The sequence below is a fragment of the Treponema sp. Marseille-Q3903 genome (assembly GCF_014334335.1).
In the GTDB taxonomy this organism is placed as follows: domain Bacteria; phylum Spirochaetota; class Spirochaetia; order Treponematales; family Treponemataceae; genus Treponema_D.
Genome location: NZ_JACSEU010000001.1, coordinates 443,735 through 464,481 on the forward strand (window position 1 = coordinate 443,735; position 20,747 = coordinate 464,481).

Consider the following 20,747-nt stretch of genomic DNA (forward strand, 5'->3'; position numbering starts at 1 on the left):
TCAATCTCCATTATGTTTGCAAATGTCTTTTATTATACAGTCTTCACACTTTGGATTTCTTGCTGTGCAGACATAGCGCCCGTGCAGCAAAATCCAGTGATGTGCATTGAGCATATATTTTTCGGGAATTCTCGAGACAAGGCTTTTTTCCACCGACTCGGGAGTTGTGCCCTCTGCTAAACCAATCTTTGGGGCAACGCGCAAGATGTGTGTATCGACAGGCATTGTAGGTTTATGAAAGTAAACGTTGAGAACTACATTTGCGGTTTTTCTCCCGACTCCAGGTAAGCTCATCAGTTTTTCGCGGTCATCAGGGACGATCCCATCAAAATCAGAGATAAGTTTTTTTGATAGCCCGATGATGTGTGCAGCTTTATTTTTATATAGCCCTATCGATTTGATGTATGAAATCAGTTTATCTTGCCCCATTTCCACCATTTTTTGTGGAGTATCTGCAATCTCAAACAGAGGTTTTGTGTATTTGTTTACAGATTTATCTGTCGCTTGTGCAGAAAGTACGACAGCGACCAAAAGTGTGTAAGCATTAAAAAAATCCAATTCCGGCAAAGGTGAAGGGTTAGCTGCCTGCCAGCGAGAGAAAACCTCCTCTGTTTCGGAATCGGATAACAACACCATCAGTTTATCGCTGCCTTAAGAGCTTCAATCTTGTCTGTCTGTTCCCAAGGGAATCCTTCGCGGCCGAAATGTCCATATCTTGCAGTTTTGCTGTAAATAGGGCGTTTTAAGTCAAGCGTCTTCGCGATTCCAGCTGGTGTGCAGTCGAATACTTTTTCAACTGCTTTTTCAATTTTTTCAACGTCGTACTTTTCGGTTCCAAATGTTTCTACCATGATTGAGACAGGGTAAGGAACTCCGATAGCATAAGCCAATTCAACTTCCGCCCTGTCGGAAAGTCCTGCTGCAACGATATTTTTTGCAATGTAACGAGCCATGTAAGCGGCAGAGCGGTCTACTTTAGAAGGATCTTTTCCAGAAAAAGCACCGCCGCCGTGTCTTCCCATACCGCCGTATGTATCGACAATGATTTTGCGACCTGTAAGACCTGCATCTCCGTCAGGGCCACCGGTTACAAAGCGTCCTGTCGGGTTTATGTAGAACTTTGTTTTTGAATCAAGGAGTCCTGTCGGTTCGAGAACAGGTTTTATAATTTCATTTATGATAGTCTCTTTGATTTTGTCGTAAGGAATTTCAGGATTGTGCTGATGCGAAAGGACAACTGTGTCTATGTGTTTAGGTTTGAAGCCGTCGTATTCGATTGTAACTTGTGATTTAGCGTCCGGACGCAACCACGCAATTTTACCGCTTTTGCGAAGCTCTCCTGCTTTAATCAAAAGTTGATGTGCATAGTAAACAGGAGCCGGCATGAGAACAGGTGTTTCATTGCATGCAAACCCGAACATCATTCCTTGATCGCCTGCGCCCTGCTGTCCTTCATATTCTTCAAGACCTGTTCCAACAACTCCCTGATTTATATCGGGAGATTGAGAATGAAGTCTATTCATAAACTCGAAAGTTTTATAGTCGAGCCCGACTTCTTCCGAATCATAACCGATATCTTTTGCAACACGGCGAGCAATTTCTTCGACTTCGTTTTTGATGATATTTGGGAGTTTCGGATCCGGATTTTGAAAGCCTATTTCGCCGCCGATGACGACAAAGTTTGTTGTAGCGAAAGTTTCGCATGCGACGTGTGCATTCGGGTCAAGTTCAAGCACGCGGTCGAGCACGGCATCGGAAATTTGATCGCAAAGTTTGTCAGGGTGACCTTCGCCTACAGATTCTGAAGTAAATAGATAATGTTTTGATTTTGTTAATACAGCACTCATACGTGAGCCTCCTGTTTAGCATGATTTTTCCAACCCTACCGGGCGGACTCCGTTCAGCAATTTGGATAAATCGACGGATAGAGTCATTTATTGATTTTTTTACTCGCTTTACTATATTGCATAAAAAATAAAAATTCAATATTTTATTATATAGAAAAATTGGAGTAATTCAAAAGCGGTGCTATATGGCACAGGAGTTTTTCAATGGCATTAAAAAAAGAATTCATAAAAGGTAAGGATTTGTGTAAAGTTACTTTTTCAGTTACCCCGGAAGCAGCTTTAGGTGCAAAAACAATCAATCTCGCAGGAGATTTCAACAGTTGGAGCAGCACAGATACGCCTCTCAAAAAAGCGAAAGACGGAAGTTTTTCTGTGACGTTGGAATTACAGACGGATCGCGAATTTCAATTTAGATATTTGTTAGACGGCTGCCGTTGGGAAAACGACTGGAAAGCAGACAAATACATTCCGGCTCCGTTCAGCAACGCTGATAATTCTGTCGTTGTAACAAAACGCTAGTTTTACCTGCGACTGAAAGAAAAATTATTAAAACATAAATCACTTCATTCACATCACATCATATCGTTCAGCGAAAAATTGATAAGTTTTTCTATTTCATAAAGCTCCAAAGACAGTTTTAATGTGTCCAAATCGTCAGGTGTTTTTACCGTAAAAGATAGTTTTGTTTGGTTTTCCTTTGCTGTATATTCAATGTTTATGTCGTTCACGATCAGACCGTTATTTGCCATAATTTCTTTAAGCTTAGCCTGATTAAAGTCGGTGCCTTCCAACCTCAGATTCAGTTTTTTTGTTTTTGCAGCAGGAAATATTCGGCGTTCGAGCCGACTCAAGGCGTACAAAACGACAATGATAATAAGCATTGTTATTGCAACTGGAATATAAAGCCCAGCTCCGCACGCAAGACCCAGCGCACAGGCGGTGAACATGATTGTTGCGGTTGTAAGTCCACGAATATTCAATCCTTGCCGTAGAATTGCACCACCACCTAAAAAACCTATTCCGGTTACGACTCCCGCTGCAATTCTAGTCGGGTCTCCTGTAACAATTCCGTGCTCTGCCATATATACAGACAAAATTGAAAGCAATGTAGAAGACGTGCTGATTAAGACAAGAGTCCTAATTCCGACTATGTGTTGCCGTGATTTTCGTTCCAAACCTATTAAAAATCCGCATACAAAACTCGCTGCAAAGCGACAGGTGTAATCTAAAAACAAATTCAAATCCATAAATAAGCTCTAAAAATATATGATATCATCTGAACAATGAGAATCCGGTCTGAATTTTAGAACCGACCTTGTTCCACGTTCCTGAATGTTTTGCTGTTTGAGGATTTTTTAAATTGTGAAGCGTGTCAAAACTGCTTGCAATCCAGTTTGCAACTGCATCATCGCTTTTGTAAAGTTCATTGTCATGACCGCATTTTGCAAGAATCACAGAAAGGTAATCTCTGCCAACAACATTTGTAGAAAAATTTTCTGCAAGAGTTTTGAAGGATGACTGCGCAGAGCTGACAATTGTGCTTGCAGGCACAATTCCGGCTGTCTTTGAAGAGATAATTTCATATTTTGAAGGGTATTCTTTTACAAGAAAGCAGACGCATATTTTTTCTTTGCGCTGTTCAATACGCTTTAAAAGCTCGTTTGTAAAATAGAAAAATGATGTCATCATATTGTCTACGCCGACAGAAATTTCTTCTGTTTTGTCTGAATTGTATTTTGTGCAAAAGTTGTTCGCATCAAAATAAAAAAGCACTTCGTCAATGTGTTCAAGTCTGTTTTCTGCTTGAATAATTAAAGTGTGGGCAGAAACGGCAGACGATTTATTCCATGTTGTGGAAAAAATGTTTTCAAAATCGACTTTTGCGTCTTCAGCTTGCGATTTTGAAACTCCAAAAACTTTACGACCGAAACCGGCGATAGCTTGTGCAAATTCTAGGCAGTCAGGGAACTCTTTACCGATAATCAAAGTATTAGCCATAGTGCAATTATAACACACTATGGAATTACATACCACAGTATGTTATAATCGACGCTTATGAAAGTATGGATTAAATATTTACTTGGCGCATTTATTGGCATATTAGTAGCTTTTATCTTTCCTTCAGGAAATGCAGGATTTGTAAGCGTGATGTCTTTTTTGTCGGAATTGTTTATAAGAACCGGCCGATATATCGTGATTCCGCTGATTTTTACAACAGCAATCGAATCTGTAAATAAATTGAGAACGTCTAAATTGTTGCTAAAGACAACATCGCTGACTTTTTTGATAATCGTCGCTTCAACGCTGATTTTGACATTTGTCGGATTGATTTCGATTTTAATCGTAAAACTTCCGAGAATCCCAATCACTGTAGATGTTGCTGCGGAAATTAAAGGAATAAACGTAAAACAGTTGATTCTTTCGTTGTTTCCATATTCGGGTTTTGCGGCATTGCTGGACGGTTCTTTTCTTTTAGTCAGTCTTGTCGCTGCATTTTTGATTGGGTGGGAAAGCGCATCGGAAGAAATTATGTTTAAACCGATTTTTGCGCTCGCCGATTCGGCATCAAAACTTTTTTATAACATTGCAACATTTTTCACAGAGATAATGTCTGTATTCTGCATTGCGATAGTGTGCTTCTGGGCAGTTCAGTTCCGTGGAATCATAGAGATGGGAATATACACACCGATGATTTTACTGCTTTTTGTTGACTTTTTAATTGTGGTCGGAGTTATTTATCCATTGATTTTACACTTTGTGTGCCACGATCCGCATCCTTATAAAGTTTTGTACGCGAGCATTGCCCCGATGGTTCTTTCATTTTTCAGCGGAGATGCGAATCTTGCGCTTCCATTGGCAAACAGACACTGCCGTGAAAGTCTTGGAATCAGGCGACGTAGCCGAGGTTTTACTTATCCGTTGTTTGCAAACTTTGCACGTGGCGGCTCTGCTCTTGTTTCTGCTGTTTCATTTATACTGATATGGAGATCGTATTCAAGCCTTGGTATTTCTTTTTTTGATGTCTTGTGGATATTTGCGCTTTCATTTGGGCTGTCGTTCATTTTTGGCGGAATTCCGACAGGGGGAGCTTTTATTCTTTTGACAATTCTGTGCAATGAATATGCTCGGGGTTTTGAAACAAGTTACCTGCTTTTGCAACCGGCCTCGCTTATAATGGGCTCCTTTGCGACTTTGTTAGACACCGTTACAGCGATGTTTGGCAGTTACATAGTCGCCGTAAAAACGAAAATGGTCGAACATCACACAATTAAACATTTCATTTAAGCGTGTTTAATTTTCGCCGTGATTTTTTAAGGATAACACCCTAATTGTACCCACTTGCAAAGTTGTAACCCAGATGTTATATTTTGATGGCGAGATATTTTTAAAGAAAAGTTAATAAAGTGCCGAAAAATAAAAGATAATACTATTTAAAAAGTGTTTTCGTTAGCGGATATGAGAGTTTCTAGCAACGGAGGCATATATGAAAAATATTCCTTTAGTTCCGAATCTAAAACTTTTTTACGATTTCGGTATTTTTTTTACTTTTCTCAATTTGTTTTTATTTTCTTGTATAGCAGGATTTATCGCAATTGCAAGGATACAAGCTCCTTTATATGATGATGAAAATTAAAAAGCTTGCAATTTTTTTTGGACTTATAGCAGTTGTTCTCTGTCTTGTGTTTTGTCTTGTTGTTTGGAACAAAAAGACAAAGCTTTCCGTATTGTTTGTAGATATTCAAGAACCTGTCAAAAGCGCTTTTACAACGCAACTTTCACAAATTGCAAAGCGAAAACCGGTTTTTAATGCTTTTAAAGGCGACATTGCCTCATTGAAAAATGCTTCAAAAAAAGCAGACTTGATTTTTGCATACAATGGGCAGGCAGCAAGTGAAATTTCAGAGTTTGCGAAAGAGATTCCGGGCTATATTTTACAAACCGTGCCTGAAAACTTTTTAAACGACAAAAAAAATGCATGCCCTATTTTGCTTGACCATTACGGCATTTTTTATTACGAAAAGGCAAGGCGTGACGCTCATATCCAATACGCAACGAGCTTTACGGAATTTCAGTCATACCTTGAGGATGTAAAACCTTATGTAGAAATTCCTCTTTTTGTGCCGGGTGGAAGCGATTCTAGACTTTTGGCTTTTGTTGGAGCTGTCACAGAAGGTGTTTTTGGAAGCGATGCTTATGTAAACTTTGTAAATGCGCTTAAAAATTACAAAGGCATTGATGATTTATTAAAAACTAAAATATCATCGGACAAAACCGTAAAAGATGCTTTTGATATAATATTAGACTTTGAGAGAAACGGATATCTTCATTCGGCGTGGCTTGGGGTAATGCCACATGAATTTAAAAATTACACTTTGGATTCAAGATTTGCAATAGCTTTTGTTTCACTGTCGGATTATAGAATGCTTGATGCTGATTTGGGGCAGGAATTTTCTATGGACAGGATGCAAGTTCTTGATACAAAAGTAAAACACGGAATAATAGCTCCTGTAATTCAAGTTTTTTGTACATCAGAAAAAAAGATTGCTTTGGATGCTGTTGCTGCCCTTTCTGAAATAGAAGTTTTAAACGATATTTCGGATGCAACAAAGCTTGCATTAGCTTCGGCTTTTGCTCCAAGCTATGATAAACAGTCTGACGATGTGAGATTTCTTGCAGCGTCTTGCTATTCAGGTCCTATCTCTGACCCATTGATTGCCGCTTTTGAGCTTGATGAAAAAAGAGGTAAATCTTTTTGCACGGATTTAAGGACATACCTAAAAAAAATAAGTAAAAATACCTGTAGTTTTCCATAATTTATGTGAGGACTATCTTGTAAAGCTAAATGCATTGTATACGTTTTGATTTTGGAGGCATTTTATGAAAAAGATTTCCAGTTATTTTGGGATTTTAGCTTTTTTAATACTTGCGTTGGTAACATTTTCATGTGAAATTGGACTTGGAGCTGCAATAGATATCGTTCCGCCAAAAGCGGAAATCTCCAGTCCAAAAGATAGCGCCATAATAAGAGGAGATTTTTCACTATTTGGAACATGGGCGGACGATGGAGAACTTGGAAAAGTAGAAGTAGTTTTGCAATCAACGTCAAATTCTTCTTTACATTATAATTTTAAGGGAGAATTTACAGGCAACTTGCCGAACGAAGAAAAAACGTGGAAGTGTTTAATAAATCCTGTGTCTAGTACAAATCCTGTAAAAGATGGCGAATATACAGCGACTATTTCTTTTTTTGACAAAGCAGGAAGAGAATCAAAAGTTACAAAGACTTTTACAATAGACAACACCCCTCCGGTTATAGTGTTGCAGCGGCCCGGAACAAAAAAGGGTCCTGCAAACGCGGATTCTTACGGACAGATATTTTCTCTTGAAGGACAGGGAGCGGACTCAAATAACATAGACCATATCGATATTCGAATCTATGATGACAGTGCATGTCTAAACCATCTTAGAACAGTCACACTCAACAACGTTCCGTTGAATATAAAACTAGATGTTGCGAAATTCGGCGAAGACGTTTACACCGCAATTTACGGCAGCACCGGAAAAAACGGTGAAAAGAAGTTGTACTGTGAGATTGATTCGTATGATGGCGCACAAAAATATCCTACCGAGATAGGAAAAAAGCAGACGGCAGAAGACCTTATCGGAAACAAAACTTCAACATATTATCTGTACGATGACTTACAGAAGGATATCCTATCAAAATACAACATTGCACGCCTTTATGAGATGATGAACGGCACGTACAGCCCTTCTGAAGACGGAAGTTCTTCAGGAGAGAGTGCCGAGCAAATTATTGGGAAGGTAAAAGAAGTTTTATCAGGCAAAGAAGCAAGAGTTGGAATGTTCTCTCTGAATCCAGAAAATAACCCGAGGTTCACTGTAAACGGTAAAGATCCGCTTCGTGCTGAAAGTTTAAATATAAGGGACGAATCTCAAGGATACTATATTACAAATGAAACTGATATAACTGTAGAAGTGTCGCCGGGACTTGACGGCACTCAGCTTATAAATACGACAGAAAGTCCTTTGAAAGTGTATGCAATTGAATGCGACGTCCAAGGTCATGATTTACCGGGAGCAAAAAGAATTTATCCGCATGTTGCAAGACCTTCTAAAAAAGCTGGTTCTACATATAAACTTTTTGTAAATCTTGCTCAGGCAACCTCTGCCTCTGAAGACGGCACAACGCATTTAGAGCTTAGAAAAATGTACAAGTTTGGCGTTGAAGGCAAGGATGCCAAAGGAAACGAAATAATACCTTCTGTAAGCACCGGCTACGGATTTTTCCTTGAATCTGCGGGGCTCGCTCCACAAGTAACTGTTATAAATAAAACAGACTATATAAAAGATGGGCAGAAAGTTGCGCTCGACGTAAAAATAGATGGAGAACCGCCATTTGCGATTGTAGTTCTTCAAGACAACGGAACTCCAAACTGGCAAGAGACTCCCGGAACAACTTCGTCAAGTAGCGGTACAGTATCTATAGAGGTAACCCCTATTACTAGCCCTGCATCAAGACAGATAAAAGTTCGCGTAACTGATAATTCTGCAAGGGTTACTACAAAAAGTGTTAATTACAGTGTAGATAATTCTGCTCCTGATGCTCCTATAATTGAATCTCCTTCTACTGGTGCTACAGGAAATAACTCTCTTTCTGGTGCTATGTTCGTGTTTAGCGGCAAGGCAAACGATGCTGCGACTTCAATTGCAGGCGAAATCTCTTCTGGAATTAAAAAACTCTATTATGCGTTCATGACAAGCGATACATCTCCAACAGACTCGCAGTGGACTACTCAATCTGCTTCAAACGGAACTTGGAACATAAATGCAACTTTGCAGACTGGAACTGGCACAAATACAAGCACAACTTTATACGAAGGAAAATATTGGCTTTATGTAAAGAGCGAAGACGGAGCCGGAAACCAATCTGCTGAAGTAAAACGAGAATTTTTTGTAGATCAGTCAGCTCCTTCGATTGCGGATATAAAACTCAAAACTTCTGTGACTCCTCCTGATGTATTTGAACCTCTTGCAGAAGGCACTGTAAAATTTTTCAAAATTCCTTCTGGAAACTTCTCTATAACCGGAAAAGTAACAGATTCTAATGGGACCGATAGTGTTCTCGTCAACGGCAATGATGTTGGGACTATTGCTTCTGATGGAAGTTGGTCTTATCCTATACCGAGAGCTGAAAACAGTAAAATTGATTTCTCTATTGTTGCAAAAGATAAAGCCGGAAGGATGACCACACAAAATTATTCAATTTACTGCGATACAAAACCTCCAACGCTCTCTATCGCAAATCCTGATGCAGATTTGACAGGTGAAACTTCTCTTGCTGTCGATAATTATACATTCAGCGGCTCTGTAAATGATTTAGGCTCGGGAGTTGATACATTAAAATATATGATTTCGCAGGCTGACTTGACTGGCGACTCTGCAATAATAGCTTCCGCAGAGGCGGGAGCAGGCTGGGAAACTTCTTCAAGCTTATCTTCATTCAGTAAGACAAAAGAGTTCATTGCAGGAACAGCACCACAATCCGGTAAGATACACGAAGGAAAGTGGTATTTGTACCTTTATGCAAAAGACAAGCTCGGTAATTCTGCTGCTAAAAAGCGCATGTTCTGGGTAGATAAAAACTCACCGACATTTACGCTCGATAATATTCCTTCTGACACAAACCAAGCTGTAGTCGTAAAAGGAAATGCAAACGATGCGAACGGAATAGAAAATGTAAAAGTAAAGTTTAATCCAAAACCGGCTGGTTGGGCTTCTGATACGGAAACGCTTACTCCGACACAATATTCATCTGGAAAAACTTATACGCTTGGTAATTCTGGAAATAATTTACCAGACGGAAAATATACAATCTTGGTTACGGCAACAGACAAAGCAGGAAAAATCGCAAGCGATACAAAAGAGGTTTGTGTAGATACTGCCGCTCCGGACGGAACTGTTGCTGTTTCAGACACAGCAGATTACACAGAAAGTGACAAAAACTGGTACAAAAAGAATTATATAAAGATAAAATTTACACCTTCATCAGATTCAGGTTCTGAAATTGAAGACGTAAAAGCAAAATTGCGTAGCTACGGCGATACGAACGCATCAGGAACGGAAGACCTTGTAAAAACGACGAGCAGTGGCGTAACATGGTGGGAAGCATCATTGCCTGCTCCGGAACAGGGCAGAAATGAAATTTATCTTTTTATAAAGGATAAAGCAGGAAACACCGCTGAGAAAAAATCTCCTGCCACAGCGGATGTTTACATAGATACAGAATCCCCTGATGACTGTACCGTATATAATTACGTTTCAGACAGCACAAACTATTCTTCGGAGACTCCGCTTATCGGTTCAAAAACGATTAACGGAAAGATTGCAAGAGAGTTTGTAATAAAAGCTCTTGATAAAAATAATTCTCAAAATGGAAAATTCTCGGGAATAGGAAAGATTTATTACAAATACAATAACACTCCTACTGATTACATTTACGCTCAACAGTTGGGTACATCAGATTATTACAAAATCACTATTCCTGCAAACAACGGCACTACTTTTTATCAGAAGACAGGAACTGTAAAATTTTATATTGAAGATAAAGTTGGAAATCGTCTTGAGTTCTCTGCATTTAGTTTTGTAATTGATAGCACTCCTCCATCTGTACAGATAAATCCTGTAACAGATACTTTAAAGGCTTCTGATGGCGATACGACTTCAAACATAGATGTTAATGGAACTTTGAGTATTTCAGGAACTTCCAACGAAATTGCAACAGTCACTCTAAAATATTTTGCCGGCACGGCAGAACCTTCTGACTGGACAGCTTCAACAGTAAAGACTGCGCCTGTAAATGGAACTACAAGCTGGACTTCTTCTATAAACACGACGACCTTGGATGACACGAAAAATCTCTATATAAAGGCGTTTGCAAAAGACGAAGCCGGCAACGTCGGAGAATCCGGCACAATGACTCTTTATATAAACCAAGATTCGGATCGCCCGACAATAACGTTCTCAAATCTTGACCTTTCTGAATCTACAGTTTGGTTAAAGGGAATAAAGACAGTCTACGGTTCAGTATTAGATGATGACGGTACAATCACCTCTATTGAATACAAAAACGGTGCAAGCGGAACATACAGCCTGATAACTATTAATAACGGTTCTTGGGAACAGGAAATGCAGGATGGACAGAATGATATTTACTTCAAAATTGTAGACAAAACCGGCAAAATATTTGAAACCGGAACTACACTTCAACCTAAACTCAAGAGCGTAAAAGCCGGTGTTTCAATATTTAAGACAGGAGTTCTTACAATCAAGGTTGATACGACTTCTCCGAGCTACACAAACCTTGAATTTGCTTCAAAGAAAAACGACGGAACAACGTCTGCATTTGCAAGCGATATAAATTCGCTTGTTTTTGGAGGTAATTATTCAAAAATTCTTGCAAAACTTAAAGCTGATGATGCGAATGGAGTTGCTTCTGTAACATTGAGGCTCGGAACTCAGACGCACAATGCGACAATTGAAGGTGCATCTCCAGCGGCTCAGAATGCAAATAAAAACGACTCTGCTCCGCACTCTTGGGATTTTGGTGAAATAACAATTCCTAATACCCTTACAGGTCCTACGACTATGCGCCTTATCATCACTGATCAGGCAGGTACAACTCGAGAAGACAACATAAACTTTGAAATTGACAATACAAAACCTGTTTTAAGTTTTACAAGCCATATCGACGGGGCAACTGTCTTTGCAACTGCTGACGTTATAGTTCGAGGAAGCGTAGATTCAAACGACCTTAAAGAATGGAAATATGTGCTTACTAATACAAATGTGCAGCCTACGGTAGGGGATCCAAAATACAAACCGCTTATAAACGGTTCAACAAGTTTTACGCTTGTGTTCGACGGAGGTTCATCAACAACTTCAGAAACTCATGCAGAAAAACTGTTCAAGCAGATTTGTACTTTGGAAGGAATATCAGAAACTCAGTTGCAGGCGGACGACACAATCCGAGACCTATATCTTCACATTTACGGTGAAGATATAGCCGGAAACATCTCTGGCATAAAAACTCTTCATATAAAGGCAATTCCAAACGGAGATAAACCTACTGTTTCATTCTCTTATCCAGCAACAAATGGAGCTTCCCTTGGTGGAACAATCCGTATTACAGGTACTTCTGAAATACAACAGAGTGAAGTAGATGCTGTTTATATTCAAATTGATCCGAATCCAAATCTTACATGGGAAAAATCTGAAAACGGAACTTATTATTTAAATGGTCCTAATAATTATGTAAAATATACAGGCAGACGTTATAAACATGTAAGCGGTAATTACATAGAAGACCTGAACGGTGAATACGTTTTAATTAATTCTACTTACTCTCGTGCAGCTGATACTATCTATCGTGTAGCAACAGCAACATTTACAACAGGCTGGGGTGCACACCTTACAGCAGTCGCAGGCTCTCATTATCCAAGGGTAACTGTAAATTATACAGGTGGCAATGAGCAGGCGATAAAGACTGGCGGAAGTGTTTCAAGCTGGAACATTGCCCTGAACTCTTATAATGAACTCAATGCTTCAAAAGCGGTAGCCATTAGAATTTTTGCAGTAAGCAAGGCTCACAAGAAGAGCGACTATCAGACAGTTTGGTTTAGAATGGACCCTGACGCTCCTCAAATCGGAAGCACGACTCCGCTTGAACTTGTTCAGTATAAGGACGATGACATAACAAAACCGATTGTTGCCCACAGAAGTTATGAATCTGATATGTGGATTAAAGGCAAATGGTATCTTAAAGGTTCTGTTACAGACGACAGCGGAATTAAGAGTATAAGATTAAAGGTTGGAAATACAGCACCTGTTGATGTAGTTCAAATAACCGACGCTCTAAATAATAAAGGTGATGTAAATCCGGCTTATTCTAGTTACGTTACAAAAGGAATCTCTCACGGTACTGCACCGTATGAAAATTACGATTATGAACTGAATATTCCTGTAGGCTCTGATACCCCTAATACCTTTGGAATTCTTACTTATGAAATTTCTGCGACAGAAGGTGCTTCGCAGAGTCTTGGTACAAAACAGACAGTTAAGTTGAATTTTGACAACAAAGCACCTGATTTTGCCGGTACAACTTCGGAAGTTGTTAATAAAACTTCTTGGGCAGATAAACTTACAACTGAGTTAACTGGAAACGAAGTGGTTCAAAACAATAACGGTAACTATGGATTCTATGGAATTGTAAACGAAGCGAGCGATGCAACAGGAAACCAGAGCGGATTCAACAGAGTTGCAATGTACTTTACAAGAACAAGACCAGACGGCAAAACATACGTAATAGACCCAATGCGAAAAGGTGGAACAAGCGGACTTGAAAACTTTATAGAAACAACTCCTGCCAATTTTGAAAACTACAGTTCTGTTTCAAGTGGCGGAGATGGATTGTACTGGCTCAAAGCTCGTCAGTTTACGGTAAGCGGAAACAATATTTTGACAGCAACCAATACCGGAACAGCTCTGCACGAGAGCATTCGCAGGGGCGGACTTGTAAAGGTAAACGGTGCTTTGTATGTAATTGACACTGTGGACAGGACAAACAAGCGTATTACAATAAAAGGCTCGATGGTAGATGGAACTGTAGACGCTTACTTTGCAGTGTGTCAGGTTATAGATAATTTTACGCAAGAAACGGGTACGACAAAGGCTTTCGATTGGACAAATCCACTTTCTCCAAGCGCAAACGATGACGGCGACCAGATGATTGAAAGCGTTATAGAAAACGGAACAATGGCTACATGTAAAGCATTCCTCGACTCAAAAATGATTTTGGACGGAGATGTAAAAATTCACTTTGTAGCTTTTGACAAGGCTGGTAACGCTGCATCCAAAGAGTACAACGCAAAAGTACGAAACAATGTGCCACGCCTTTATGGTGTAAAATACGGAACGGACGTAAACGGCAATGGAACAATAGAAGAAAGCGAATACATAAAAACTTTCAACGATAAATATTCGGCTGTTGTCAGCGGTACAACTTATTACGGTTATGATGGAAACTTAGATACTCCTGTTTACAGCATCACTGCGACAGAGCGCCTTACAGTAAAAACGTCTTTAAAAGTTGTTCCGCGCGTTATTGGAGGAAACTTGGGTCTTGGCTACACATACACGTACAAGCAGGATCCTGCTCTGCCTGCGACAACCACAACCTCTATTTCAATGTATTCTGGGGCAGGACATCATGATCAGGAGTCTTTGGCTTTGCGTCCAGATAACCTTGCAATAGAAATTACACAAAAAGACTTTATCCAGAAAATACAAGATGGCGATCAGGAAATAACGTTCGACTTGTGGGATAAAACTGACGGTACAAATCCTGGAACAGACGGCAACAAGGCTCAGATAAAGATTCCGGTAAAGGTTGCAGTTCAGGATGCTGAAGCCCCGAAAGCAACTCTAAAACCGTTCAAATGGATAAGCGCAAGCGACAACAGTCTGTATGCAAACTCAAAAAAGAACGGACATATAGAACTGGAGGCGGACTTGCCGACACCGACATTTACTACGGGTGGCTCAGGTGTATTCGACAGAGATCCGAAAATTTCAGGTATTGTGACTTTTGAAGGAAGTGTAAAAGACAACGTTGTTGTAAAGGAAATTAAAATAAAAATTCCAAACTACAATAGCGGTAATGCATTTATAATTGCAACAAGGGGTACTGACGGAAAATTGACTTCTACAAATCTTTTGACTCTTAGCAAAGTTGCTCCTGTAAAAACTTATGATGACTATAAGTTCAGCGGTGCAGACTCAAAGCCTTGGTACTTTGAGGTATTGACGGATAAGTTTGAAGCAGACGGCTCCAACTCCGTAGAATTCAAATTCCATTTTGATACGCAGAAAATAACTGGCGTCGCAAAGGCAGACATAAAAATTGAGCTTACGGCAAAAGATCGAGGAAAAGCAAGTGTTTCTGGAACGAATATAAATTATACACCAAACAACTCAACGCCTGGAACAACGCAGACAACGGCGGATACAAACACCGGTTACTACAAAGTTGACGTTGTGCCGTATATTACAGGGGTAAAAACCGCATTAAACAAAGCTTATGCTGCCGAACCTTCTGCATTTAACCGTTCTGCAACCGGTGGTTATTCGGTACGGCAGGGAGAAACGATACAGATAGAAGGTTTTAACCTTGGAACAAATGTTGCGAGCGTTACAGTCGAAGGAATGTCAGCAACAACTCTTTCAAACGGCACTGTCGGCGGAAAAAATGTTTCCAACACGATTACATTGTCATCTGCAAAATCCGGTAACATAAGTTTGATTGTAAACGGAGTAGAAGCACTCAATAATAAGAATGCAGAGCCAACATTTGAATTAAAAGACGGCAAGTATTCTGTAAAGACAATAGAATACAATGCAGAGAGCAATAACTTGAACAACAATAAACTTACGGACGATAGAAAACTCTTTGTCTGGAAGTTTACAGATGTTGTATCAGATACTGGTGTAAGGTATCCGACAATGCGTGTAGGTAAAGATAGCGCGCAGACTGTTGGTTTTGCTTATGACAGCGGAGCACAGGAGTATAAGATGTACCTTTCTTCAAATCTTTCCACAAGTGCTGATTTTACTTCCGATTATTCATTTACACAGTGGTACGATACCGCAGTTGCAGTGGATAAAAACGGTAGAATTTATGGTGCATCGCAAAATGGGGATTCTGGTTCAAACACAGGGAATCAGCGTTACGGTGGAAATTATGCAAACGCTTTGTTCTATGCATGGAATACAAAGAGTTCTCCTGGTACAAATAATGATTCAGTTTATTCTGCTTATAGTGATGGTTCAAAGAAAAGAGCTATAGAAAGTACTTATAACGGCACTTATTTTAATGGGCAGCGTATTCGTAATCCAAAACTTGTAACTGGAGATAACGGTGATGCTTATCTTGTTTACTATGACAGCTCAAACGACCAGATACGCTTTAGGTATGGAAATGTTAGCGGAAGCTCAAGTTATCCAAGTTTTACAGGGGCGTTGGTTAATCATAATGGTAGTAACTATGGTTCAGCAGCTAAATATCAAGTTATAGCAGGTGGAACTTCTGCTTCTTCTCCGTCATCACCAACTGGAAATTCGACTCCGCTTGGTGGTACTAATGCAGACCGAGCTGGAGAGTATTGTGCTGTTGGCTTAAGTACAAAAACAGGCGCAGGTTATGTATCGGGAACTGCTGTTGCAGCGTGGTACGATGCTTCTAACCAAAGATTGCTGTTTAGCTATAATACACAACCTAAAAGTACATCAAGTGCAGCTCAATGGGGACAAAATACAATTTCCATCGATTCTGACTTTGCAGGTTGGTATGTGGATATGATTGTAGACGGAAACGGCGGTATTCACATAGCGTATTATGGGGCTTCAGCCGGAGACTTAAAATATGCATATCTTGAAGATTACAAAGATACAGAGCCAAAGATTGTAACGGTAGATTCGTATCTTTCTGTAGGTTCAAATATCTCTATAGACGTTTTGGAAAACACTGTCGGGGCTGAAAAGAAATACATCCCTTATATTTCATACTTTATGAGTGCATTTACAAAGACCAGTTCTTCTGTAAGAGTGGCTTGGCTTAACACGTCAGATTATTCAAAATTGGACGGCGCAAAGAAAGACCAATTTACAGGCGATTGGGAAGTGATGACAGTTCCTACTAATCAGGTACCGCTTGATTACACAATTGGTGTTGGAATTAAAAAGAATAACTCTAATAAGAACTCCGCTTTGCTCGGGTATGGAACAAAGAATGGTTTACAAACCGCTTCTTTGGAATAACTGTAGGTAGGAAGATTTTATCCAATGCCCCCACGCAATTTTGTATGAGAGCATTTTTTATGCAAACCCGCTGTCCGCCTGCGAGCTTACAGCGTAAGGGATAGTAGCACCGCAGTCCCGAGCGCAAGCTAGGGATGAGCCGCGCAAGACGGCGAAGTGCGAATAGCCCGACCCTTTGCCATGCGCAAAGGGGTACGCCCGTAAATGTGTTTTGCAACAGGTTTTTCACCCGTTGATATTTTTATTCACGTAACAGTTCGGTCAAGCCTGTGTTTATGAAAATATTATCCTTACCGGCTTTTATGCATTTTAAAATTCCTCTGTCTTCCAACGTGTGCAGATAACGGGAAGCTGCCTTTCTCTCAATTCCCAATTTTTTTACAATGAATTCGATTTTGCAGTACGGGTTTTCAAAAAGTGTTTCTACGAGTTCTTTCGAATAGATTTTTGATGCGTCTGTTTTTATTTTTTCAGCCGTATTTTCTAGGAGATTTTTTATATCTTTTACTTTTTCAATCGTCTCTGAGGCTGTTTGTTCAATTCCTTTTAGAATAAAAATAATCCAGTTTTCCCAAGCGTCTTCCGTTCGGACTTTTTGCAGAAGTTTGTAATATTCATCTTTGTTTTTTATGATGTATGAACTTAAGTACAAAATCGGAACTTCAAGATGGTGTTTCAAAATCAAATACAAAATATTTATGATTCTTCCCGTCCTGCCGTTTCCGTCATAAAAAGGATGGATGCTTTCAAATTGATAATGAAGAACCGCAAGTTTTGAGAGCGAGTCGTCGGCATTGTTCAAATAATCTGTAAAATTTTTTAACAGTTCGTCTATTTCTTGTTTTGTCTGTGGCGGAGTGTAGACGATTTCATTTGTGCGGTCGTTCACGAGTTTTGTTCCGGGTAAGGTTCTGATTCCTGCCTCATTTTGAACAAGTATTTTTTGGATGTTTACAATATCGTTTATTGAGATAAAATCGTGTGCTTTTAGCTGATAAAACCCAGAGTATAATGCTTCGCGATAAAACATTACCTCTTTTGTCGCCGAATCTATTTTTTTTGCAGTTTCAGAAACCGCTTTATAAAGCTCGTCTTTTGTAGTAATTATGTTTTCAATCCCCGAACTGTCTTTTGATTCCTGCAATACAATTGCGTTTATAAGAATCATCTGGTTCGGAATTATGTTTGCAATTCCTTTAAGCTCCGCAAGTGTTTTTGCCGCTTTTGTTTCTGCTTTAAGAATGTTGATTGTTTCAATCTTTTTAGAATCAATCGGTAATTTTGATAACTCAAACATGTACCAATTATATGCATGTTTGGGATATATTGCAAGTTTGTGTACCAATTATTTGATTTTTGGGATATGTTGCAATTGCGTGATTTCCTCGTCGAACAGTTGTGAAACTTTATCGCAGCGCTTTTTACAGATTTCTGCAATTTCGTTCTCGTCTTTTTGAATGAGAATGCATTTGCGCTTGCCGCCATCTTCTTTGTTTAGTCTGCAAACTGCTTCAAACGTCGTTCCACTTCCTGCAAAAAAATCGAGAATTAAAGCGTCGGTAGGCATTGATGTGATTTTTATCAAGTGCTCTATCAAGTCTACAGGTTTTGGATTGTCGAACGAGCATTTTATGCCAATCAATTTGTCGAGGTTATTTTGTGCAGAACGTGTAGACTCTACGCAGTCAATTATGTTCTTTGGAATCACTTCCTGTTTATCATCATTAAAAATTTTTATACGTGGGACTGATGAATATTCGCTCTGATGTCCCCAGTAGATTCTGTTGTCTGCAATCAGCTTTTCCATCTTTTCTTTTGATACCTGCCACTGCCTTGTCCACAACTTTCCGCTTGGAGATTTGATTGTAAAATAATTTTTGTGATTCGGATTTGAGCGTTTTTCTGAAAATGAGATGCTGCCGCTAAACCAATTTCCTCTTTGGTCATCATCTTCATTTTTTGTTGCCCAGCCTGTTTTTTCAATCTGACGAAATTCTGCCAGATTTTTTTTGTCTTTTGCGTAGCAAAGCGTGTGCTGTTGGAGCGTCCTTGACCATTTATCTTTTTTGCCTTTTCCGTGAAGCCACATAAAATCGTTTACAAAGTTTTCTTCACCAAAGATTTTGTCGCACAGCAATTTAAGCACGTACAATTCACTCTGGTCGATTGCAATAAAAATACAAGAAGTTTCTTTCATCAATTTTTTTGCAATGTTCAAACGGCGCGACATAAAACTAAGCCATGCTGAATGTCTGTCTTTTCCATCCGCAAAATCGTCGTTATAGCTGAACGATTTTCCGGTGTTGTATGGCGGATCGATGTATATGATGTCTACTTTCAGCGCATTTTGTGCCATCAGCTTCAAAGCAGGATAATTGTCGGACATTATAAAAATGTGTGGAACGTCCGAATGTTTTTTTTCGCCGTCGGAAAATCGGCGAATCAATTCGGCAAAATCGCCTGCCCAAGAGATTTCGCTCAGCTTTGAATCATCGTCATAACGCTCTGGAAAATCTGTCCATGAAAAAGTCAGCGGCATATCTTTTTACTCTGCGCAATTTATGTTTTTTAAAACAGCATTCTGCATTCAAGATAAAAGCGTTTTTCATCTGCCTCGCCCATGCTGAAACTTTTTCTCGGGAGCGGTCCACTTTTGTTTATTGTTTCAAAAAAACTGTCTTTTTCGATTGGCGGAAGCAATATTCCAACTGCCCCTATTTTGTTTCCCAATTTTATAACTTCGTCCGCACCGTGAATATAATCTATTTCAATTTTGCATGTTGCGTTTGTGCTGTTCTGGACGTTTTTGTCTTTTGCAGATAATTTTGCCTGCTCATCTTTAATAAAACTGTCAATCTTAGGTTGTAGCTTTGCCACTGCAAGTTCTTTTATATTTGTTTTGAGCAACACGTATTTTTGCTTTCCGTTTTTATCGAGATACGCAAATCCGAAATCTGCTGAGGAGTGTTTTACAGATTTTTCAAGTTCTGTAGCGTCTGAAACTTCACAGACTGTTCCATTGAGTGAATTTTTAAGAAAAGAGATGAGTTTTTCGTTATCTGCATTGAAAATAACTCTGTGTATCGGCTCAAAAGTCAGCCCTTTGTCGTAGATGTTTACAATTTCAACAAGAGCGTACCTCACTGGGCAGTTTGATATTTCTTCATCGGTAGCTCCTTTTGATTGCAGCAAAGATTTGTGTTCATCCCAAACTGCTTTTGCTGTGGCGAGCGAATGGTTTCCGTCTCCAACTGCAAACAAAAATGTGGAACCGTCATCGAGAGTGTTCTTGTCTGCAATTTTTGAAAGAGACGCTGCAACGCGAGATAACTCTTCATTATTTTCTAAAGTCCAACCTTTTATATAACCGCCGTTGCACATCAATTCACCGTTGTAAACAGGGAGTCGCCCGCTGACGATTTTTCCAGCAACTCCGATTAAAATATCATCTTTATCATTTACCAAAAGCATTATGTGCGGCAGTTCGAGCGGCGCTCCACGCCTGATTTCCATCCTAGGAGGAATTCGTTCAACGATTGTTGCTTCTGTTGCTCTAATATTCGCTTTGCTGAAAGGTTTCCATTCATAAGTTTCCAAATCAATTTCGGCGACTAATCCTTTTCTGGTGCGCCCGAATGAAGTCTTTCTCTCTACGTAAATAAATCCTTCTATCGGATTTGCAAAAACACCGTCATCGAGATATTTTCTCATCGATTTACGGATGTTTGCGATTCGCTCGGTTTTATCAGGAGAGTTGAGATAAATTTCCGGCAATATCAGATTAAGCGTTGACGGTTTGCCGGATGCGTTTTTTTCAACATTTTTCCAATACTCTTTGTCTTGCGTGTATTGGTCGCAAGCGATTACAGACCAACTCTTTAAATCGATGTTTTTTGGCAGGAGGATTTTAGGTACACGGAGTCCTAATTCTTCAATCTTTTTCATATTTTTAAGTATACCGGTAGAAGCTAAATTATGCTATAATTCCTATAGATGAAAACATCTAAT

12 protein-coding genes are annotated in these 20,747 nt (G+C 39.5%); 5 read left to right on the top strand and 7 right to left on the bottom strand.

What is annotated here, in order from left to right; all coding sequences use genetic code 11:
- Together nth and metK are read right to left on the bottom strand one after the other, a co-directional pair.
- Positions 1 to 636 (bottom strand): endonuclease III, encoded by a 636-nt coding sequence (gene nth / locus H9I37_RS02010; RefSeq protein WP_187380823.1) that lies wholly within the window; start codon positions 634 to 636, stop codon positions 1 to 3.
- On the bottom strand, positions 636 to 1,847 hold the full coding sequence (gene metK, locus H9I37_RS02015) for a methionine adenosyltransferase (RefSeq protein WP_187380824.1): 1,212 nt from the start codon (positions 1,845 to 1,847) through the stop codon (positions 636 to 638). Before metK ends, nth begins: the two co-directional genes overlap by 1 nt.
- Positions 1,848 to 2,051: 204 nt before the next feature.
- Between metK and H9I37_RS02020 the strand changes: the two genes are divergently transcribed.
- Complete coding sequence (locus H9I37_RS02020) at positions 2,052 to 2,366, top strand: isoamylase early set domain-containing protein (RefSeq protein WP_187380825.1); 315 nt, start codon at positions 2,052 to 2,054, stop codon at positions 2,364 to 2,366.
- Between the two features lie 53 nt (positions 2,367 to 2,419).
- On the opposite strand, the gene H9I37_RS02025 is transcribed toward H9I37_RS02020, so the two are convergent.
- Together H9I37_RS02025 and H9I37_RS02030 are read right to left on the bottom strand one after the other, a co-directional pair.
- Complete coding sequence (locus tag H9I37_RS02025) at positions 2,420 to 3,094, bottom strand: MgtC/SapB family protein (protein WP_187380826.1); 675 nt, start codon at positions 3,092 to 3,094, stop codon at positions 2,420 to 2,422.
- 25 nt (positions 3,095 to 3,119) lie between these two features.
- Positions 3,120 to 3,845, bottom strand: coding sequence for a hypothetical protein (locus H9I37_RS02030; RefSeq protein ID WP_187380827.1), 726 nt, complete (start codon positions 3,843 to 3,845; stop codon positions 3,120 to 3,122).
- A 57-nt stretch (positions 3,846 to 3,902) separates the two neighbouring features.
- On the opposite strand from H9I37_RS02030, the gene H9I37_RS02035 reads away from it, so the two are divergent.
- The 4 genes from H9I37_RS02035 to H9I37_RS02050 all read left to right on the top strand — a co-directional run bounded on the left by H9I37_RS02035 (position 3,903) and on the right by H9I37_RS02050 (position 16,739).
- The gene (locus tag H9I37_RS02035; RefSeq protein ID WP_187380828.1) at positions 3,903 to 5,132 is read left to right on the top strand and encodes a dicarboxylate/amino acid:cation symporter; all 1,230 of its coding nucleotides are present in this window, start codon (positions 3,903 to 3,905) and stop codon (positions 5,130 to 5,132) included.
- Between the two features lie 199 nt (positions 5,133 to 5,331).
- On the top strand, positions 5,332 to 5,481 hold the full coding sequence (locus H9I37_RS02040; RefSeq protein WP_187380829.1) for a hypothetical protein: 150 nt from the start codon (positions 5,332 to 5,334) through the stop codon (positions 5,479 to 5,481).
- Positions 5,465 to 6,661, top strand: a complete 1,197-nt coding sequence (locus H9I37_RS02045; RefSeq protein ID WP_187380830.1) for a hypothetical protein — start codon at positions 5,465 to 5,467, stop codon at positions 6,659 to 6,661. The genes H9I37_RS02040 and H9I37_RS02045 overlap by 17 nt, the downstream gene beginning before the upstream one ends.
- Positions 6,662 to 6,725: 64 nt before the next feature.
- The gene (locus H9I37_RS02050; protein ID WP_187380831.1) at positions 6,726 to 16,739 is read left to right on the top strand and encodes an Ig-like domain-containing protein; all 10,014 of its coding nucleotides are present in this window, start codon (positions 6,726 to 6,728) and stop codon (positions 16,737 to 16,739) included.
- A gap of 241 nt (positions 16,740 to 16,980) precedes the next feature.
- Here the strand turns inward: H9I37_RS02050 and H9I37_RS02055 are convergent, their stop codons facing one another.
- Genes H9I37_RS02055 through H9I37_RS02065 form a run of 3 tightly spaced genes read right to left on the bottom strand, consistent with a single transcriptional unit; the run spans position 16,981 to position 20,684 of the window.
- Positions 16,981 to 18,036: a Fic family protein gene (locus H9I37_RS02055; protein WP_187380832.1), complete on the bottom strand. Its 1,056-nt coding sequence runs from the start codon at positions 18,034 to 18,036 to the stop codon at positions 16,981 to 16,983.
- A gap of 48 nt (positions 18,037 to 18,084) precedes the next feature.
- Positions 18,085 to 19,278 (bottom strand): site-specific DNA-methyltransferase, encoded by a 1,194-nt coding sequence (locus tag H9I37_RS02060; protein ID WP_187380833.1) that lies wholly within the window; start codon positions 19,276 to 19,278, stop codon positions 18,085 to 18,087.
- A 29-nt stretch (positions 19,279 to 19,307) separates the two neighbouring features.
- A complete protein-coding gene (locus tag H9I37_RS02065) occupies positions 19,308 to 20,684 on the bottom strand; it encodes a DUF1015 domain-containing protein (protein WP_187380834.1) in 1,377 nt (458 codons plus the stop codon).
- Positions 20,685 to 20,747 lie beyond the last annotated feature (63 nt).

Bases quoted from the DNA above. Each gene is read 5' to 3' on its own strand.
- metK (WP_187380824.1), bottom strand. From the start codon at position 1,847: ATGAGTGCTGTATTAACAAAATCAAAACATTATCTATTTACTTCAGAA.
- H9I37_RS02045 (WP_187380830.1), top strand. From the start codon at position 5,465: ATGATGATGAAAATTAAAAAGCTTGCAATTTTTTTTGGACTTATAGCA.
- H9I37_RS02065 (WP_187380834.1), bottom strand. From the start codon at position 20,684: ATGAAAAAGATTGAAGAATTAGGACTCCGTGTACCTAAAATCCTCCTG.
- H9I37_RS02050 (WP_187380831.1), top strand. From the start codon at position 6,726: ATGAAAAAGATTTCCAGTTATTTTGGGATTTTAGCTTTTTTAATACTT.
- H9I37_RS02020 (WP_187380825.1), top strand. From the start codon at position 2,052: ATGGCATTAAAAAAAGAATTCATAAAAGGTAAGGATTTGTGTAAAGTT.
- H9I37_RS02030 (WP_187380827.1), bottom strand. From the start codon at position 3,845: ATGGCTAATACTTTGATTATCGGTAAAGAGTTCCCTGACTGCCTAGAA.
- H9I37_RS02040 (WP_187380829.1), top strand. From the start codon at position 5,332: ATGAAAAATATTCCTTTAGTTCCGAATCTAAAACTTTTTTACGATTTC.
- nth (WP_187380823.1), bottom strand. From the start codon at position 636: ATGGTGTTGTTATCCGATTCCGAAACAGAGGAGGTTTTCTCTCGCTGG.
- H9I37_RS02035 (WP_187380828.1), top strand. From the start codon at position 3,903: ATGAAAGTATGGATTAAATATTTACTTGGCGCATTTATTGGCATATTA.
- H9I37_RS02060 (WP_187380833.1), bottom strand. From the start codon at position 19,278: ATGCCGCTGACTTTTTCATGGACAGATTTTCCAGAGCGTTATGACGAT.
- H9I37_RS02055 (WP_187380832.1), bottom strand. From the start codon at position 18,036: ATGTTTGAGTTATCAAAATTACCGATTGATTCTAAAAAGATTGAAACA.
- H9I37_RS02025 (WP_187380826.1), bottom strand. From the start codon at position 3,094: ATGGATTTGAATTTGTTTTTAGATTACACCTGTCGCTTTGCAGCGAGT.